The organism is Herbaspirillum sp. (assembly GCF_017744395.1).
Classification (GTDB): domain Bacteria; phylum Pseudomonadota; class Gammaproteobacteria; order Burkholderiales; family Burkholderiaceae_D; genus Herbaspirillum.
Genome location: NZ_JAGIBI010000001.1, coordinates 99,226 through 117,038 on the forward strand (window position 1 = coordinate 99,226; position 17,813 = coordinate 117,038).

The window sequence follows — 17,813 nt, forward strand, 5'->3', positions numbered from 1 at the left end:
CGACGGCAGTCGGCACACTGGAAAATGCGGACGCAGAGCAGACGCGAGAGAGGGGAGAGCTTGATATCCCCGGTAATTAATCGACATCAGGAGATAGCATTATGAGCAAGCGTATCGCATATGTGACCGGAGGCATGGGCGGCATCGGAACCGCCATCTGCACACGCCTTTGCCAGGACGGCTATACCGTCGTGGCGGGTTGCGGTCCGAATTCCGCACGCAAGGACAAATGGCTGGCGGCCATGCGCGAAAAGGGTTTCGACATCCACGCGTCCGAGGGCAACGTCTCCGACTGGGAGTCGACCAAGGCGGCCTTCGAGAAGGTGCGCGCCGAGATCGGCGAAGTCGACGTGCTGGTCAACAACGCCGGCATCACCCGCGACGGCCAGTTCCGCAAGATGAGCAAGGCCGACTGGGACGCGGTCATCGACACCAACCTCAATTCCCTGTTCAACGTCACCAAGCAAGTCATCGACGGCATGGTCGAGCGCGGCTTCGGGCGCATCATCAACATCTCTTCCGTCAACGGCCAGAAGGGCCAGTTCGGGCAGACCAACTATTCGACCGCGAAGGCCGGCATCCACGGCTTCACCATGGCGCTGGCGCAGGAAGTGGCGACCAAGGGCGTGACCGTCAACACCGTCTCGCCTGGCTATATCGGTACCGACATGGTGCGCGCGATCCGTCCGGAAGTGCTGGAGAAGATCGTTTCCGGGATCCCGGTCAAGCGCCTGGGCGAGCCGGAGGAAATCGCCTCCATCGTCGCCTGGATCGCGTCAAGCGAAGGCGGCTACGCCACCGGTTCCGACTTCTCGCTGAACGGCGGCCTGTACATGGGCTGATGCAATTTGCCGCAGCCGGCGCGGCTTGCGCCGGCTGCGGCATTTATTCATCGCATCGCAATATTGGTTTGCCCATTCCCGCACTTTCCCCCCTATAATGTCCAAGCATGCTGCCCTGCAAAAGCGGGGTGGCATCGTGCTGGAACGAGTAGGACAAAATAAAAAAGACCGAGCAAGAGAGGACAGACAGGAATGTCCCGGACGTATGCGGGCTGGGCAACTGAAGCGGCCCGCAATCGCTGCAAACAATGACCGCAACAGCGGCAGAGAAGAGAGACTGGACTTCAGAGATGACTACTGCAAAAAATTCGGCCGATCGCTTGATCAAGAAGTATCCCAACCGCCGTCTTTACGATACCCAGACCAGTTCCTACATCACCTTGACCGACGTCAAGCAGCTGGTGCTGGACAATGAGGAATTCACCGTGGTCGACGCCAAGAACGGCGACGACCTGACCCGCAGCATCCTGCTGCAGATCATCCTGGAAGAAGAGTCGCACGGCGCGCCGATGTTCTCCAGCGCGGCGCTGTCGCAGATCATCCGCTACTACGGCCACGCCATGCAGGGCATGATGGGCTCCTACCTGGAAAAGAACATCCAGACCTTCATCGACATCCAGAACAAGCTGGCCGAGAACTCCAAGGGCTTCTACGAAGGCAAGCCGTTCAGCCCCGAGATGTGGACCCAGTTCATGAACGTGCAGGGGCCGATGATGCAGGGCATGATGAGCAACTACATCGAGCAGAGCAAGAACCTGTTCATCCAGATGCAGGAGCAGATGCAAAGCCAGACCAAGAACATGTTCGGCACTTTCCCGTTCGGCAATGCGCCGGACCAGAAGAAGTAAGGCGAAGCGCAACTGTTCGACTTCCAAGCGGCCCTGACGGGCCGTTTTGCATTTTGGCAAGGCTTGCTGCGCTTGCGTCGCAAATATGCGCCAGAAATATCGCCCAAAACTACGGGAAAAGGGCGAAAGGTGACGAACAAGGTACAATACCGCCCTGATTTTTAAAGCATTTTTCCGTTTCAGCCAGTTTTCCTGCCAGCCCATCATGTCCAACCCATCCTCTCCCAATACCCCGGCCCTGCCCAAGGTCGGTTTCGTTTCCCTCGGTTGCCCAAAGGCGCTGGTCGATTCCGAGCAGATCCTGACCCAGCTGCGCGCCGAAGGCTATGACACCGCCAAGTCCTACGACGGCGCCGACCTGGTGATCGTCAACACTTGCGGCTTCATCGACGCCGCGGTGCAGGAGTCGCTGGATGCCATCGGCGAGGCGCTCAATGAAAACGGCAAGGTGATCGTCACCGGTTGCCTGGGCGCGAAGAAGGATGCCGACGGCGACGACATCATCCAGAAGATCCACCCCAAGGTGCTGGAAGTGACCGGTCCGCACGCGGTCGGAGAAGTGATGCAGGCGGTGCACAAGCACCTGCCCAAGCCGCATGAACCCTTCATCGACCTGGTGCCGCCGCAGGGCGTCAAGCTCACGCCCAAGCATTTCGCCTACCTGAAGATTTCCGAAGGCTGCAACCATCGCTGCAGCTTCTGCATCATCCCGTCCATGCGCGGCGACCTGGTGTCGCGCCCGATCGCCGATGTCATGCTGGAGGCGGAAAACCTGTTCAAGGCCGGCGTCAAGGAACTGCTGGTGATTTCGCAGGACACCAGCGCCTACGGCGTGGACGTCAAGTTCCGCACCGGCTTCTGGAACGGCAAGCCGATCAAGACCCACATGACGCAACTGGTCGGCGCGCTCGGCGAGCTGGCCGCGCAGTACGGCGCCTGGGTGCGCCTGCACTATGTCTATCCGTATCCGCATGTGGACCAGATCATCCCGCTGATGGCAGAGGGCAAGATCCTGCCGTACCTGGACGTGCCGCTGCAGCATGCGCACCCGGATGTGTTGAAGCGCATGAAGCGCCCCGCCAACGGCGAGAAGAATATCGAGCGCATCCAGGCCTGGCGCGCCATGTGCCCGGACCTGACGATCCGCTCCACCTTCATCGCCGGCTTCCCGGGCGAGACCGAGGCGGAGTTCGAATACCTGCTGGACTTCCTCAAGGAAGCCGAGATCGACCGCCTGGGCTGCTTCGCCTATTCGCCGGTGGAAGGCGCGACCGCCAACGAGATCGCCAACCCGGTGCCGGAAGAAGTCCGCGAAGAGCGCCGCGCCCGCGTCATGCAGCTGCAGGAAGAGATTTCCAAGAAGCGCCTGCAAGCCAAGGTCGGCAAGACGCTGCGCGTGCTGATCGATGAGGTCGACCGCAACGGCGGCACCGGCCGCACCTATTCGGACGCGCCGGAAATCGACGGCGTGGTCTACGTGAAGCCACCGTTCGAACCGCATCGCAAGCTGGTGGTGGGCCAGTTCGTCGATGTGCGCATTACGGCTGCCGATGCCCACGACCTGTGGGGCGCGGCCGAGTGAGGGGGCGCTTCCCGGGGCTGCGCCGCCTGGTCTGCGCGGCGGCGCTGTTGTCCTGCTTTCACGCGGCATTGGCCGACGGCATCGCCGCGGCGCCGGCCGGTTCCTTGCAGCGAATCCTGATGGGGCGTGCCGTGGTGCTGCGCGGCGACATCGGTGGCCGCCAGATCCAGTTGTCGCTGCAGCCGAAGAAAAACGAGGACGGGCTGGAAGGGAGTTATTTCTTTTTCGGCGACTCGCAGGAAATCCTGGTCGCGGGCGAAGTGGAGGGCGATGACCTGGTGATGGAAGAGTCGGTCAATGGCCGGGATGTGTCCGGCCAGTGGGAAGGGCATCGCCAGGGGGCTGCCATCAGCGGCACCTGGTCCAGCGCCGACGGAACTGTCACCAAGCCGTTCTTCCTGCAGCTTCCCTGAGTATTCTCCGGGCGCATCGCCGCGATGCGCCTTCCTTTGGGGGCGATGCCCCCGTCTTCCCCGCTATTGAACGCTGCGCGCAACTTGTTGTCCGCGTATAGTGAGCTTTTTCCGAGGCGGCACTGTATCGCTGCCGCCATTTCGTCGCAGAGGCCGATTCGTGTCAGAACAAAAAAATACCCCGCAGACTTCCCTGATCCATAGCAGCTATCGCGCCCCGGACGGCTTCGAGGCGTTTCCGGTCGGCATCCATCATGCTTCCACCGTGCTGTTCCCCAATGTCGCGGCCATGCGCTCGCGCGACTGGCGCGAAAAGCTGGGCTATACCTATGGCCTGCACGGTACGCCGACCAGCTTCGTGCTGGAGGCCCGGCTGGCCGAGATAGAAGGCGGCCGGTATTGCCGCGTCACCCCCAGCGGCCTGGCGGCGATCGCGATGATCAATTTCGCCTTCCTGAAAACCGGCGAGGATGTGCTGCTGCCGGACAATGTCTATGGCCCCAGCAAGGATCTCGGGCAATGGCTGCAGCGCGATTTCAACATTACGGCGCGCTTCTACGATCCGATGATCGGCGCCGGCATCGCCGACCTGATCGAACCCAATACGCGCCTGGTCTGGACCGAGGCGCCGGGTTCGGTCTCGATGGAAGTGCCGGATATTCCCGCCATCTGCCGCGCCGCCCATGACAAGGGCGTGCTGGTGGCCATCGACAACACCTGGGCGGCAGGCCTGGCGTTCAAGGCGTTCGAGCATGGCGTGGACATCGTCATGCAGGCCCTCACCAAGTACCAGTCCGGCGGTTCCGATGTCTTGATGGGCGCGGTGATCGTGCGCGACCAGGCGCTCAACGAGCGGCTGGAGCTGGCGCATATGCGCCTCGGTTTCGGCGTCGGCATGGACGACGTCTACCTGGTGCTGCGCAGCCTGGCGTCGATGCGACTGCGTTTCGAAGCGCACGACGCGGCCGCGCGCAAGGTCGCGGGATGGCTCAAGCAGCGGCCGGAAATTGCCGCAGTGCTGCACCCCGCGTTCGAGGATTGCCCGGGGCATGCGGTCTGGAAACGCGATTTCACCGGGGCGGGCGGCCTGTTTTCGGTGATCTTCGATCCGCGCTTCAGCGAAGAGCAGACCGACCGTTTTGTCGACAGCCTGCGCCTGTTCAAGATCGGCTATAGCTGGGGCGGGGCGCACAGCTTGTGCGTGCCTTACCGGATGCGCGGCATGCGGCGCCAGTGGGAGCGGGAAGGCCAATTGGTCCGTTTCAATATCGGCCTGGAATCCCCGGAAGACCTCATCGGCGATATCGAGCAGGCGCTGGCGCGGATGTAATCGCCGGCACGGCATCAGGGGCGGCGCTTCCAATCGTTTTCCGGTTTGGCGTTGAAATAAAGGAAATGTTGCCTCTTTTCATCCCTTTACCGGATGCGATGACCCTCTACACTCTTTTTCAATTGCTGCCGTGTTGCGCAAACGGCGTAAGCCCTTGTAAAAATATGCAAGTTTCGGCCGTCGCGGCATGGAACAAAATTACATTGAAGACTTCAACAGGGCCTTCTGTTCTACGGATGAGCTAGTCGTTGCCAAGCAACATAAGCTCCGGATGTACAAATAATTTACATTTGATTTTGTTTCAATAACGACAATTTTTTTGTGAGTTTCATTGCGGAAATTTTTTCTGTTTCAAAAATTGAAATACTCACGGAATCCTTTTGCCATCAGCACTCAAAGTTTCTTCAATTGTATCGGTTGAAATAAAAACTCAATTTTGTAAGATAAACTCCTACAAAATGTACGAGGTCGTATCTGACGAAAAATACCGACCAAGTCTAATTTCCCGCCTTTCTCCCCCCCCTCAGAATTGGCTTGCAGTCAAGTAAATGTAACTGACTGTAAGTAGTTTTCTTTTGAGGCGGGGTGCAAATGAATACCAACGACATGATGGCGGAGATTCGCGACGCCAACCTGAGCTATCTCATGTTGGCGCAGCAGATGATCCGTTCCGACAAGCCGACGGCGATTTTCCGGCTCGGCATCAGCGCCGAGATCGCGGACCTGATCGAAGGCCTGAGCAATGCGCAGATCATGAAGTTGGCCGCCACGAACATGATGCTGACGCGCTTTCGCTTCGACGACAGCGCCATCCTCGGCATGCTGACCAACTACAACAAGGACAAAAGCCTGGCCCAGTCGCATGCGGCCATTCTGATGGCTTGTCAGCCCAGCGAACAAATTTCGTAAAACAACAAGACAAGAGGGGGCGGCGCTGCTGCATAGCAGTCAACGCGCCGCAGGGAAAGACGTTGAGCAGGACATAAACAGGTCTTGGAAGTTTGCAGTCCGACGTTCCGCTTACAGGTGGGTAGCGGGACGGATCGATACGAAATCATCGGGGGAATTAGCATGGCTAAGAAAAGCGTTGTCACAGAGGCGCAGGAAATTCAGTTGGCCATAGAATTGATCAACCTGGGAGCCAGGCTCCAGTTGCTGGAATCGGAAACTTCACTGTCGCGCGAGCGTTTGCTGAAGCTGTACAAGGAATTGAAAGGCGTTTCGCCGCCCAAGGGCATGCTGCCGTTTTCGACGGACTGGTTCATTACCTGGCAGCCCAACATCCATTCCTCGCTGTTCATCAACATCCATAAATACCTGATCGAGCATGCGCGCATCTCGGGTATCGAGGCGGTGATGAAGGCTTACAAGCTCTATCTGGAACAGGTCGGCCAGGCCGATCCGGGCGAGCCGGTGCTATCGCTGACCCGGGCCTGGACGCTGGTGCGCTTTTTCGAAAGCAAGATGCTGATGACCACCCCCTGTTGCAAGTGCAGCGGCCATTTCGTGGTGCATCGCCTCGACCTGCACCAGGATTACCTGTGCGGGCTGTGCCATATGCCTTCGCGCGCCGGCAAGACCAAGAAGGCCAAGGATGCCGTGGTCGCGCTGGTCGAGCCCGCCATGCTGCCGGTGGCGGCATCCGCGCCGCTGGCGGCGGTGGCCGCCTGAAGCTTGTCCGTATTTCCCGTCTCTTGCGGCATGCGCAGACCAGGATGAGGCCGTTCGCATAGATGCCCGCAGACCAGAATGATCCCGGCGTTCGCCGCAAGCCTTTGCTGCAGGCGCCGGCTATCCAGGCGCTGTTTCTCTTCTGTATTGGCCTGGTCGGCGCCAATGTGCTGGACGTGCTGGCCCAGCGCGCCGGACTCGCGCCGTTTTCCCCGCTCCAGACATCCCTGCTGCATGGCGTGATCGCCGCGCTGCTGGCGCGCTTGCGCCGCATGGCGGCCTGGTGGTGGTTCATCCTGCTGGTATTCCCGGCCGCCGCGCAGGGCGTGGCGCGCCTGCATCTTCCTTCCTGGCTGTTCCTGGCCGTTTTCCTGTTCATGCTGGTGCTGTTCTGGTCGACCTTCCGCAGCCAGGTGCCGTTCTATCCCTCCGGCCTGCCGGCATGGAATGCGGTGGCCGGGCTGCTGCCGGCCGGGCGCCCGATCCGCTTCATGGATATCGGCAGCGGCCTGGGCGGCGCCGTGCTGAACCTCTCGCAGCGCCGGCCGGACAGCGAATTCACCGGCATCGAGATCGCCCCTTTGCCCTGGCTGGTGAGCCGGGTGCGCGCCGCGCTGGCGGGGAATCGTTGCCGCTTTGTCCGGGGCGATTACCTGCAGCTCGATTTCGCCGACTACGACGTGGTGTTCGCCTACCTGTCGCCGGCCGCCATGACCGCGCTGTGGCAGAAGGCATCGGCGGAAATGCGCCCGGGCTCCCTGTTGCTCAGCTACGAATTCCATATCCCGGGGGCGCCGCCGGACATCGTGGTGCAGCCGGACGGGGGCGGGCCGGTGCTGCACGGATGGCGCATGGCATCGGCGGCGTGAGCGGCAGGGGAAAGCAGGTCGAGACGGAACGTATTAAGTTTCCCGTTTTCCAGCCGTAAATCGAAAAGGAAGGACGTTTTTCGGATATGTATTCCCCCATTTGCTTGAATGGAATACATGTAATCTGACGAACGTGAAAATACACTCAACGCCACTGGGACGGGAGTAGGCACTTGTTAGTCATAATTGGATATGTCATTGTCATGGCGTCCGTCTTCGGCGGATTTGCCCTCGCCGGCGGCCATTTGGGAGCATTGTTCCAGCCCGTCGAACTGCTCATGATCGGCGGCGCGGCAGGCGGCGCGTTCCTGGTCGGTAACAGCAGCAAGGCGATCAAGGCCACTCTCAAGGCGCTGCCGACCGTCCTGAAAGGCTCTCAGTACACCAAGGCGCTCTACATGGAGCTGATGGCGCTGCTGTTCGAGATCCTGACCAAATCGCGTAAAGAAGGCCTGATGTCCATCGAAGGCGACATCGAAGAGCCCGAAAGCAGCCCGATCTTCAGCAAGTATCCGGGCGTGCTGGCCGACCATCACCTGATCGAATTCATGACCGACTACCTGCGCCTGATGGTGTCGGGCAACATGGATGCGTTCCAGATCGAAAACCTGATGGATAACGAAATCGAAACCCATCACCATGAGGGCGAGGTGCCGGTGCACGCCATCGCCAAGCTGGGCGACGGCATGCCGGCGTTCGGTATCGTGGCGGCGGTGATGGGCGTGGTGCACACCATGGAATCGGTGGGCATCCCGCCGTCCGAACTGGGTATGCTGATCGCGCACGCGCTGGTCGGTACCTTCCTCGGTATTCTGCTGGCCTACGGTTTCGTCGGGCCGTTGTCGGGCCTGCTGGAGCAGAAGCTGCACGAATCGACCAAGATCTACCAATGCGTCAAGGTCACGCTGCTGGCCAGCCTGAACGGCTATGCGCCGGCGCTTTCGATCGAATTCGGCCGCAAGGTCCTGTTCTCGACCGAGCGCCCGAGCTTCCTCGAACTGGAAGAGCACGTGAAGCAGGCCCGCGGCAAGTAAGGCGGGCGGCAATCGATTTTGACGGCAACCACTAGCATTCAGCAGGAGTAGAGACATGGCCGACGAAGGGCTACGTCCCATTATCGTAAAACGGATCAAGAAGGGCGGCGGCGGCCACCACGGCGGCGCCTGGAAGATCGCCTACGCCGACTTCGTGACCGCGATGATGGCGTTCTTCCTGCTGATGTGGCTGCTGGGATCGACCGCCAAGGGCGATCTCAACGGTATCGCCGAATATTTCAAGACCCCGCTCAAGGTGGCCATGGCCGGCGGCTCCGGCAGCGGCGACGCCAACACCGTGCTGCCCGGCGGCGGCAAGGACCTGACGCGCCAGGAAGGCCAGTTGCGCAAGGGCGAGAACGATGTCACCGCGCGCCGCCAGAACCTGAAGGAGGCGCAGCAGGAAGTCGAGCGCGCCGACCGCGCCCGCCTGGAACAGCTCAAGCAGCGCATCGAAAAGGCGATGGACTCCAATCCGACGCTCAAGCAATTCAAGAACCAGCTGCTGATCGACATCACTTCGGAAGGCTTGCGCATCCAGATCGTGGACGAAAAGAACCGTCCGATGTTCGCGCTGGCCAGCGCCCAGTTGCAGCCCTATACCAAGGACATCCTGCACGAGATCGGCAAGACGCTCAACGACGTGCCCAACAAGGTCAGCCTGTCCGGCCACACCGATGCCACGCCTTATTCCAGCGGCGAAAAGGGCTACAGCAACTGGGAACTGTCGGCCGACCGCGCCAACGCTTCCCGGCGCGAGCTGATCCTGGGCGGCATGGACGAGTCCAAGGTGCTGCGCGTGGTGGGTTTGTCGTCGGCGGTGCTGCTGGATAAGGAAGACCCGTTCAATCCGATCAACCGCCGCATCAGCATCATCGTGATGAACAAGAAAGCGGAAGAACTGGTGGAAAAGGACAGCGGCGCGCTCAACGTCTCCACCGACGCGGATGTGCAAGAGGGATTGACCGGCCCGGCCAAGAATTGACGGGATGTTTAACTGACCACGGGGAAGAAGCCGGAATGCCGACACAGACAATGCTTCAGGAGCTGAAACGCCTGCTGCTCGACACGGCCAGCGGAGGCAGCCGCCAATTGACGGAGGTGGAGTCGGATCTGGTCCAGACCAACATCCTCCTGGGGGAGGCCATCGGCAAGCTGGGTGGGAGCTTCATGGACCTGCACCGTTCGGTGCAGGAGCAGCAGCAGATACTCGAAGCCCTGATGAACGGCAGCCAGGCGCTGACCGCGGAAAGCATCGAGCAGCTCAAGAAAACGCAAAGCGCGGTCAGCCAGCATGTGAATGAAGCGGTGACGGGACTGCAGTTCCAGGATATGACCAGCCAGCTGCTGGAGCGCATCGTGCGGCGGGTGATCGGCCTGCGCGAGGCGTTGGGCGTATTGAGCGCCAACAGTTTCGAGATCTTGCCCGAACAGGGGCAGACGGACCATGAATTGGAAAGCCTGCTCGCCAATACCGTCAACTCCATCGAAGAACGGTTGAACGTACTGGAACACGGCCTGTGGAAGGCGGTGCGGCAGACCAGGATGGAAAGCGGCGATATCGAATTGTTTTAGGGGACGGCCGGCAGTCCGCCGGATCCGCTGCGAGAGTGCGATAAGCTTGAACTAGGTCATCTCGGGGCGTCGGCGGCAATGCGGTTGGCGGTAATGGTGCGGCATAATCCGGTATCGCGATTGATGTCGGTAATTGAGGAAACAGGGAGTAACAATGTCCAAAACGATTCTCGCAGTAGACGATTCCGGATCTCTGCGTCAGATGGTGGTATTCAGTTTGAAGGCTGCGGGTTACAACGTCACCGAGGCGGTGGATGGCGTGGATGCGCTGGAAAAGGCCAAGGTGCAGACCTTCGACCTGGTGCTGACCGACCAGAACATGCCGCGCATGGACGGCCTGACGCTGATTCGTTCCCTGCGCGAGCTGACCAGCTATGCACGCGTGCCTATCCTGATGCTCACCACTGAGTTCAGCGATGAAATGAAGGCCAAGGGCAAGGCCGCGGGCGCCAACGGCTGGCTGGTCAAGCCTTTCGACCCGCAACGGCTGACCGAGGTCGTCAAGAAAGTGATCGGCTGAATTTTCAGAAGAAGAACAACACGTACCGCATTCATGACGGAGCCTAGGCATGAGCATTGATATGAGCCAGTTTTTCCAGGTGTTTTTCGACGAGGCCGAAGAAGGCCTCGCCGAAATGGAAAAGCTGTTGTTGGCTGTCAATGTCGCGTCGCCGGATCCAGAAGATCTGAACGCGATTTTCCGCGCAGCCCATTCCATCAAGGGGGGCTCGTCGACCTTCGGCCTGACCGATATCGCCGAGGTCACGCACGTACTGGAGTCGCTGCTGGACCGTATCCGCCAGGGCCAGATGGCCTTGACCGGCGAACACGTGGACGCCTTCCTGGCGGCCAAGGACGTGCTCAAATCCATGCTGGACGGCCACAAGCACGGCTCCGAAGTCGACCAGGATGCGGCCGGCGACGTGCGCATGCTGCTCGAGGCGCTGTCGCAGGGCAAGGTGTCGGCGCCGGCTGGCGCGGCTTCCGGCGCAGCGGCGAAAGCGGGCGGCATGAGCCGCTACCGCATCGAGATGCCGGCCATCGCCGACAAGGATGCCGAGGCGCTGGCCGACGAGCTGGGCATGCTGGGCAAGATCGAGAAGTCCAAGTCGCCGGAAGGGCGCTGGATCTTCATCCTGGATACGGCCGAACCCATCGATGACGCGGTCGCCATTTGCGCCTTCCTTGTCAACGTGGCCGACCTGAAGGTGTCGCAGGCGGTCGTCCCGGCCAGCCCGGCCAAGTCCAGGGAGGAAGAGCAGGGTTACGGCTTCTTCGATAACTTCACGACCCAGGAAGAGCGCGAGCGCCGCCAGGGCTACGGTTTCCTCGACAACCACACCACCATCGAAGACAAGGAACGCGCCCAGGGCTACGGTTTCTTCCCGCCCTTCGTGCCGCTGGACATTACCGCCAGGAAGCCCGAACCCGAGCCGGAGCAGCACCACCATCCGGACGAGGCGCCGCTGTCGATCACGGAAAACGGAGCGCATGAGAAAAAGGCGGCCAAGGCCGGCGCGGGAGGCGGGCACGAGTCGTCGTCGATCCGCGTCAGCGTGGAAAAGGTCGACCAGCTCATCAACCTGGTCGGCGAACTGGTGATCACCCAGGCCATGATCGAACAGCGCGTCGGCAAGCTCGACCCGATGACGCACGAACACCTGCTCAACAGCGTCAGCCAGTTGAGCCGCAACACGCGCGACCTGCAGGAATCGGTGATGTCGATCCGCATGATGCCGATGGACTACGTGTTCTCGCGCTTCCCTCGCATGGTGCGCGACCTGGCGGCCAAGCTGGGCAAGAAGGTCGAATTCGTCACCCACGGCGCCGCCACCGAGCTGGACAAAGGCCTGATCGAACGCATCGTCGACCCGCTGACGCACCTGGTGCGCAACAGCATCGACCACGGCATCGAACTGCCTGAAGCGCGCCGCGCCGCCGGCAAGAGCGATGCCGGCACGCTGTCGCTGTCGGCCGAGCACCAGGGCGGCAACATCATCATCGAAGTCTCCGACGACGGCGGCGGCCTGAACCGCGAAAAGATCCTGGCCAAGGCCAAGTCGCAGGGCATGCCGGTCTCGGACAACATCAGCGACGCCGATGTCTGGCAACTGATCTTCGAACCGGGCTTCTCGACCGCCGAGCAGGTGACCGACGTATCCGGCCGCGGCGTCGGCATGGACGTGGTCAAGCGCAACATCCTGGCCATGGGCGGCGCGGTGGATATCCGCTCCAGCAAGGGTTTCGGCACCACCATCTCGATCTCGCTGCCGCTGACGCTGGCGATCCTGGACGGCATGTCGATCCGTATCGGCGAGGAGGTCTACATCCTGCCGCTGGGTTATGTGGTTGAATCTTTGCAGCCGATAGCGCAAGATATCAAGGAAATCAGCGGGCAGGGCCAGGTGCTGCGCGTTCGCGGCGAATACCTGCCGTTGATACCGCTTTATCAGATTTTCAACATCGAACCCTCGTTCACCGACCCGTCGCAAGGGCTGGTGGTGATCCTGGAGTCCGACGGCAAGAAAGCGGCGCTGTTCGTGGACGACTTGATCGGACAGCAACAAATTGTCGTGAAGAATCTCGAATCGAATTATCGAAAGGTGGCAGGCATTTCCGGTGCTACCATTCTGGGCGACGGCGGCGTTGCCCTGATTGTCGATGTGGCAGCCTTGCTGCGATCCAGCCGCCAATTGAATGACGAATCCGTATTTTCCTGATTTTTAAAGGGCCTCAACATGTCTGACACTGCATCCAAGAATCTTTCCGGCTTCGGCGAAAAGTCCGACAGCAATGGGAATGAGTTTCTTGCCTTCACCTTGGGCAAGGAAGAGTACGGCATCGATATTCTGAAGGTTCAGGAAATCCGCGGTTATGAAGCCGTGACCCGCATCGCCAATTCGCCCGATTTCATCAAGGGCGTGGTGAACCTGCGCGGCATCATCGTGCCGATCGTCGATATGCGCATCAAGTTCCAGCTGGGCGAGCCGACCTACGACCAGTTCACCGTCGTGATCATCCTGAACATCTCCGGCCGCGTGGTCGGCATGGTGGTCGACAGCGTCTCCGACGTGATCACCCTGACCCAGGAACAGATCAAGCCGGCGCCGGAAATGGGCACCACGTTCGACTCCGACTACCTGATCGGCCTGGGCACGCTGGAACAGCGCATGCTGATCCTGGTGGACATCGACAAGCTGATGTCCAGCGCCGAAATGGGCCTGATCGAAAAGCTGGCCGCTTAAACCGGTTTTCCGGATTCGGGGGAGACCGGGGGCCCGGATGGCGCGTCAGCCGCCATCGGGCATAAAAAGGGCGGAACGCCCGCTGTAGAAGAAGGAAAAGGCACCTGCCGTTGTCGCGGCAGGTGCCTTTTTTATTGCCATTGCCGGCCGGGATCGGGCCGGGAGATCAGTGGAAGTGCTCGGCCGGCGGCGGCGTGTCTTCCGGCATCTCCGCATGCACCAGTTCGCCGTCGCGGTCCGGGAACAGCGGGGCGCCGCAGTCGTCGCAGAATTCCATCGTGAAGCGCTCGGTGTGGTGCTTGATGTGGACGATGCCGCATTCGCGCAGCACGGTCAGGATTTCCTGCAGCGGGCTGGCGTGCTGCGGCTCCGGCAAGGCGGTGCCGGCGGGCATCAGCAGCGGGGCCATCTCTTCGCCGCTTTCCTGCTCGTACAGGGGCCAGACGGTGCCGTAGACCACGGTCGGGTCGCCGCCGATGGCGAAGCCGATGCGGTATTCGTCGACCTGGCCGTTGATGTCTTCGGAGAATCCGCCGATGCTGGCGTGCAGCTCGACCGAGGAGATATCCAGGGTCTGGGTCAGGAAGTAGTCCGCGGCGCGGATCGAGGCCGGGCGGATGCGCTTATCGGCCTCGCGGCAGCCGAAGTAATAGGCTTGCGGCAGCAGCAGCTCGACGTTGCAGCCGGGCAGCATGCGGGTCAACAGCGGCGTGACCTGCTGCTTCCAGGCCTCGATGGCGGCGTTCTTTCCGGTCGAGAAATGGCTTTGCTGCTCGCTTTCCTGCCAGTGGAACAGGGCGGTGCTGGCCGGCACCGCGACGGCGGCGATCACATAGCGGGTGTCGGCCAGGAAGGCGGCGGCAGGCTGCTGCTCGCCGCGCAATTGCACCGGCCCGTGCTTGAGCGCGGCCTGGCCCAGTTGCCGGGTGAGGGCGAAGACCTCCGTGTGATAGCGCGGCAGCTGTTCGATGGCAAACAGCGTGGGAGCCAGCGCCAGCTTGGCGTCGCCGGCCAGCACGTGGGCGTGCAGGTGGGCGGCCAGCGCCTGCTGCATGTCGGCGGCGATGTTGCCGGAGGCGATCGAAAAGCGCGTCCAGGCCAGCACCGGCAGCACCAGCAGTTGCACGTCGTATTCCTTGCCTTCGAATTCCAGCGTGGTCGACTCGCTGCCGGCTTCGACCGCTTCGATCAGCACGTCGTAGGCATCCAGGTCGGCCTTGAACAGGTGGTCCAGGGCGGCATCGATCAAGGCCTGGTGGCCGGTGCGCAAGAGCTTGTGCAGCAGGGCGTCCAGCGGCTTGAGCCAGGCCTTTTCCTCCAGCCGGCTGGAAGCCTGCGCGATGGCTTGCGCATAGGTGACCAGATGCTGGCTGTCGGAGGAAAGCTTGGAGGAGGAACGTTTGGCGGGACGACGCATGAGGAAATTGGCTGTTGGGGAAACCTTATATTGTAGACCTGCCGCCGTCCTGATGAAAGCCAGGGGCCTTTCGGGGCGGCCGGCAATAAAAAAACACCGTGGCGAACAGGTTCGCCACGGTGTTTTTCGTTTGCGGCGACGCCCGCAGGCATCGCCGTAACGCCAATTCGCTTAAGCTGCCAGCAGTTGACGCAGCACGAACGGCAGGATGCCGCCATGCTTGTAGTAGTCCACTTCGATCGGGGTGTCGATACGCAGCAGCACCTTGACTTCCTTGGTTTCGCCGTTCTTGCGGTGGATCACCAGGGTAGCGTCTTGTTGCGGCTTGATTTCGCCGTCCAGGCCCTTCAGGTCGAAGGTTTCATCGCCGGTGATGCCCAGCGACTGCACACTGTCGCTGCCCTTGAACTGCAGCGGCAGCACGCCCATGCCCACCAGGTTGGAACGGTGGATACGCTCGAAGGAACGGGCGATCACCGCCTTCACGCCCAGCAACTGGGTGCCCTTGGCTGCCCAGTCGCGCGAGGAGCCGGTGCCGTACTCTTCGCCGCCGAACACCATGGTCGGCACGCCGTCCTTGATGTACTGCATCGCTGCGTCGTAGATCGAGGTCTGCTCGCCGCTCGGCTGGTGGATGGTGATGCCGCCTTCGACGCGCGAACCGTCGGCCTTGGGCGGGATCATCAGGTTCTTGATGCGCACGTTGGCGAAGGTGCCGCGCATCATGATCTCGTGGTTGCCGCGGCGCGAGCCGTAGGAGTTGAAGTCGGCCTTGAGCACGCCGTTGGCTTGCAGCCACTTGCCGGCCGGGCTGGTTTCCTTGATCGAACCGGCCGGGGAGATGTGGTCGGTGGTGATCGAGTCGCCGAACACGCCCAGCGCGCGGGCGCCGGTGATGCCGGCCGAGGCGGCCTTCGGCTCTTCGCTGAAGTTTTCGAAGAACGGCGGTTCGGCGATGTAGGTCGACGACGGCCAGTTGTAGACTTCGCCCTTGGCGACGCCCTTGATGGCTTCCCACAGCTTGCCCGGCGCGCCTTTCACATCGGCGTAGTTTTCCTTGAAGGTCTTGGCGTTCATCGCGAACTTGAGCAGCTTCTCGATCTCTTGCGAGGTCGGCCAGATGTCGCCCAGGTAAATGTCCTTGCCGCCCTTGCCCTTGCCGACCGGTTGGGTCATCAGGTCGCGGGTGACGTTGCCGGCGATGGCGTAGGCCACGACCAGCGGCGGCGATGCCAGGAAGTTGGCGCGGATGTTCGGGTGGATACGCGCTTCGAAGTTACGGTTGCCCGACAGCACGGCTGCGGCCACCACGTCGTTCTTGACGATCGCTTCGTTCATGGCCGGAGTCAGGTCGCCGGCGTTGCCGATGCAAGTGGTGCAACCGTAGGCGGTCACGCCGAAGCCCAGCTTTTCCAGGTAGGGCAAGAGGCCTGCCGCTTCCAGGTACTTGGTCACCACGCGCGATCCCGGCGCCAGCGAGGTCTTGATGTGCGGAGCGACGGTCAGGCCGGCTTCCACCGCCTTCTTGGCCAGCAGGCCGGCGGCCAGCAGCACGCTCGGGTTGGAGGTGTTGGTGCACGAGGTGATCGCGGCGATCAGCACGTCGCCGTTGTGCAGGTCGACGCCGTCGGCGTTCTTGTAGGTCGCGTTCAGGTCTTCCGCCTTCTTGTTGAAGCCGTTTTCGGCCACCGGCTTGGTGAACAGGTCGGAGAAGGTGGACTTGACGTTGCCGATTTCGATGCGGTCTTGCGGACGCTTCGGGCCGGCCAGCGACGGGGCGACGGTGCCCAGGTCCAGCGAGACTTCCTGGGTGTAGTCGATCTGGCCCTTCTTGGGCACGCCGTACAGGCCCTGCGCCTTGAAATAGGCTTCGAAGGCGTCGATCTCGGCCTTGGTGCGGCCGGTGCCCTTGAAGTACTCGATGGTGGCGTCGTCGACCGGGAAGAAGCCCATGGTGGCGCCGTATTCCGGGGCCATGTTGGCGATGGTGGCGCGGTCGGTCAGCGACAGCGACTCGGTGCCTTCGCCGAAGAATTCGACGAACTTGCCCACGACCTTGGTCTGGCGCAGCAGTTCGGTGATGGTCAGCACCAGGTCGGTGGCGGTGACGCCTTCGCGCAGCGCGCCGGTCAGGTTCACGCCGACCACGTCCGGGGTCAGGAAGTAGACCGGCTGGCCCAGCATGCCGGCTTCCGCCTCGATGCCGCCCACGCCCCAGCCGACCACGCCGATGCCGTTGATCATGGTGGTGTGGGAGTCAGTGCCCACCAGGGTGTCGGGGTAGTACACGCCGCTCTTGTTGTGCACGCCGCGCGCCAGGTATTCCAGGTTGACCTGGTGCACGATGCCGAAGCCCGGGGGCACCACGCCGAAAGTGTCGAATGCCTGCATGCCCCACTTCATGAACTGGTAGCGCTCGTTGTTGCGCTGGAATTCCAGCTTCATGTTCAGGTCCAGCGCCTTCTTCTCGCGGAAGTGGTCGATCTGCACCGAGTGGTCGACCACCAGGTCGACGGGGACCAGCGGCTCGATGTTCTTGGGGTTCTTGCCCAGCTTGCTGGCGACGTTGCGCATCGCGGCCAGGTCGGCCAGCAGCGGCACGCCGGTGAAGTCCTGCAGCACCACGCGGGCGACCACGAACGGGATCTCGTCCACGCGGGCGGCCTTGGCTCCCCAGTTCGCCAGTTCCTTGACGTGCTGTTCTGTGACCTTCTGGCCGTCGACGTTACGCAGGACCGATTCCAGCACGATACGGATGGAAACCGGCAGGCGGGAGATCTTCACGCCCAGCGATTTTTCCAGCGCGGGCAGGGAGTAGAACTTGCCTTTCTTGGAACCGGAAATCTTGAATTCCTTTAGGGTGTTCAATGTGTTGCGGGACATGGCCTCTTCTCCTTAGATGGCAATTAGTGATGTTAGCTAGTCGAATCCGGTTTGCGCTGCAATGGTCAAACTGCTGGGTGCTGCCTGATTCTGTTGATTCTGGT

16 protein-coding genes are annotated in these 17,813 nt (G+C 61.4%); 14 read left to right on the forward strand and 2 right to left on the reverse strand.

Features of this window, described 5'->3' with window-relative positions:
- Positions 1–101 precede the first annotated feature (101 nt).
- The 14 genes from J7548_RS00480 (at position 102) to J7548_RS00545 (ending at position 13,409) form a co-directional block, all read left to right on the forward strand.
- Positions 102–842, forward strand: coding sequence for a 3-ketoacyl-ACP reductase (locus J7548_RS00480; RefSeq protein WP_290968851.1), 741 nt, complete (start codon positions 102–104; stop codon positions 840–842).
- A 290-nt stretch (positions 843–1,132) separates the two neighbouring features.
- The gene (phaR, locus tag J7548_RS00485; protein WP_290968854.1) at positions 1,133–1,690 is read left to right on the forward strand and encodes a polyhydroxyalkanoate synthesis repressor PhaR; all 558 of its coding nucleotides are present in this window, start codon (positions 1,133–1,135) and stop codon (positions 1,688–1,690) included.
- A 205-nt stretch (positions 1,691–1,895) separates the two neighbouring features.
- Positions 1,896–3,272: a 30S ribosomal protein S12 methylthiotransferase RimO gene (gene rimO, locus J7548_RS00490; RefSeq protein WP_290968856.1), complete on the forward strand. Its 1,377-nt coding sequence runs from the start codon at positions 1,896–1,898 to the stop codon at positions 3,270–3,272.
- Complete coding sequence (locus tag J7548_RS00495; RefSeq protein ID WP_290968859.1) at positions 3,269–3,685, forward strand: hypothetical protein; 417 nt, start codon at positions 3,269–3,271, stop codon at positions 3,683–3,685. Before rimO ends, J7548_RS00495 begins: the two co-directional genes overlap by 4 nt.
- A 160-nt stretch (positions 3,686–3,845) precedes the next feature.
- On the forward strand, positions 3,846–5,015 hold the full coding sequence (locus J7548_RS00500) for a cystathionine beta-lyase (protein WP_290968861.1): 1,170 nt from the start codon (positions 3,846–3,848) through the stop codon (positions 5,013–5,015).
- 591 nt (positions 5,016–5,606) lie between these two features.
- Positions 5,607–5,924 carry a flagellar transcriptional regulator FlhD gene (gene flhD, locus J7548_RS00505; RefSeq protein ID WP_058896060.1) on the forward strand — a complete coding sequence of 106 codons (318 nt, stop codon included), beginning with the start codon at positions 5,607–5,609 and terminating at the stop codon, positions 5,922–5,924.
- A gap of 162 nt (positions 5,925–6,086) precedes the next feature.
- Complete coding sequence (gene flhC, locus J7548_RS00510; RefSeq protein WP_290968870.1) at positions 6,087–6,686, forward strand: flagellar transcriptional regulator FlhC; 600 nt, start codon at positions 6,087–6,089, stop codon at positions 6,684–6,686.
- A 62-nt stretch (positions 6,687–6,748) separates the two neighbouring features.
- On the forward strand, positions 6,749–7,555 hold the full coding sequence (locus J7548_RS00515) for a class I SAM-dependent methyltransferase (protein ID WP_290968872.1): 807 nt from the start codon (positions 6,749–6,751) through the stop codon (positions 7,553–7,555).
- 173 nt (positions 7,556–7,728) lie between these two features.
- Positions 7,729–8,589, forward strand: coding sequence for a flagellar motor stator protein MotA (gene motA, locus J7548_RS00520; RefSeq protein WP_290968875.1), 861 nt, complete (start codon positions 7,729–7,731; stop codon positions 8,587–8,589).
- Positions 8,590–8,644: 55 nt separating this feature from the next.
- Positions 8,645–9,574 (forward strand): flagellar motor protein MotB, encoded by a 930-nt coding sequence (motB, locus tag J7548_RS00525; RefSeq protein ID WP_290968878.1) that lies wholly within the window; start codon positions 8,645–8,647, stop codon positions 9,572–9,574.
- Between the two features lie 35 nt (positions 9,575–9,609).
- Positions 9,610–10,164, forward strand: coding sequence for a chemotaxis protein (locus J7548_RS00530; protein WP_290968881.1), 555 nt, complete (start codon positions 9,610–9,612; stop codon positions 10,162–10,164).
- A 154-nt stretch (positions 10,165–10,318) separates the two neighbouring features.
- On the forward strand, positions 10,319–10,684 hold the full coding sequence (locus J7548_RS00535; RefSeq protein ID WP_290968883.1) for a response regulator: 366 nt from the start codon (positions 10,319–10,321) through the stop codon (positions 10,682–10,684).
- A 49-nt stretch (positions 10,685–10,733) separates the two neighbouring features.
- Positions 10,734–12,884 (forward strand): chemotaxis protein CheA, encoded by a 2,151-nt coding sequence (gene cheA, locus J7548_RS00540; protein ID WP_290968886.1) that lies wholly within the window; start codon positions 10,734–10,736, stop codon positions 12,882–12,884.
- Between the two features lie 18 nt (positions 12,885–12,902).
- The gene (locus J7548_RS00545) at positions 12,903–13,409 is read left to right on the forward strand and encodes a chemotaxis protein CheW (protein ID WP_290968889.1); all 507 of its coding nucleotides are present in this window, start codon (positions 12,903–12,905) and stop codon (positions 13,407–13,409) included.
- Positions 13,410–13,575: 166 nt separating this feature from the next.
- On the opposite strand, the gene J7548_RS00550 is transcribed toward J7548_RS00545, so the two are convergent.
- Both J7548_RS00550 and acnA read right to left on the reverse strand, forming a co-directional pair.
- Positions 13,576–14,826, reverse strand: a complete 1,251-nt coding sequence (locus J7548_RS00550; RefSeq protein WP_290968893.1) for a DUF2863 family protein — start codon at positions 14,824–14,826, stop codon at positions 13,576–13,578.
- 171 nt (positions 14,827–14,997) lie between these two features.
- The gene (gene acnA, locus J7548_RS00555) at positions 14,998–17,709 is read right to left on the reverse strand and encodes an aconitate hydratase AcnA (protein ID WP_290968895.1); all 2,712 of its coding nucleotides are present in this window, start codon (positions 17,707–17,709) and stop codon (positions 14,998–15,000) included.
- Between the last annotated feature and the right edge of the window lie 104 nt (positions 17,710–17,813).

Excerpts from the sequence above, each read along its gene's own strand:
- J7548_RS00480 (WP_290968851.1), top strand. The coding sequence starts at position 102 with ATGAGCAAGCGTATCGCATATGTGACCGGAGGCATGGGCGGCATCGGA.
- phaR (WP_290968854.1), top strand. The coding sequence starts at position 1,133 with ATGACTACTGCAAAAAATTCGGCCGATCGCTTGATCAAGAAGTATCCC.
- rimO (WP_290968856.1), top strand. The coding sequence starts at position 1,896 with ATGTCCAACCCATCCTCTCCCAATACCCCGGCCCTGCCCAAGGTCGGT.
- flhD (WP_058896060.1), top strand. The coding sequence starts at position 5,607 with ATGAATACCAACGACATGATGGCGGAGATTCGCGACGCCAACCTGAGC.
- flhC (WP_290968870.1), top strand. The coding sequence starts at position 6,087 with ATGGCTAAGAAAAGCGTTGTCACAGAGGCGCAGGAAATTCAGTTGGCC.
- J7548_RS00515 (WP_290968872.1), top strand. The coding sequence starts at position 6,749 with ATGCCCGCAGACCAGAATGATCCCGGCGTTCGCCGCAAGCCTTTGCTG.
- motB (WP_290968878.1), top strand. The coding sequence starts at position 8,645 with ATGGCCGACGAAGGGCTACGTCCCATTATCGTAAAACGGATCAAGAAG.
- J7548_RS00530 (WP_290968881.1), top strand. The coding sequence starts at position 9,610 with ATGCCGACACAGACAATGCTTCAGGAGCTGAAACGCCTGCTGCTCGAC.
- J7548_RS00535 (WP_290968883.1), top strand. The coding sequence starts at position 10,319 with ATGTCCAAAACGATTCTCGCAGTAGACGATTCCGGATCTCTGCGTCAG.
- cheA (WP_290968886.1), top strand. The coding sequence starts at position 10,734 with ATGAGCATTGATATGAGCCAGTTTTTCCAGGTGTTTTTCGACGAGGCC.
- J7548_RS00545 (WP_290968889.1), top strand. The coding sequence starts at position 12,903 with ATGTCTGACACTGCATCCAAGAATCTTTCCGGCTTCGGCGAAAAGTCC.
- J7548_RS00550 (WP_290968893.1), bottom strand. The coding sequence starts at position 14,826 with ATGCGTCGTCCCGCCAAACGTTCCTCCTCCAAGCTTTCCTCCGACAGC.
- acnA (WP_290968895.1), bottom strand. The coding sequence starts at position 17,709 with ATGTCCCGCAACACATTGAACACCCTAAAGGAATTCAAGATTTCCGGT.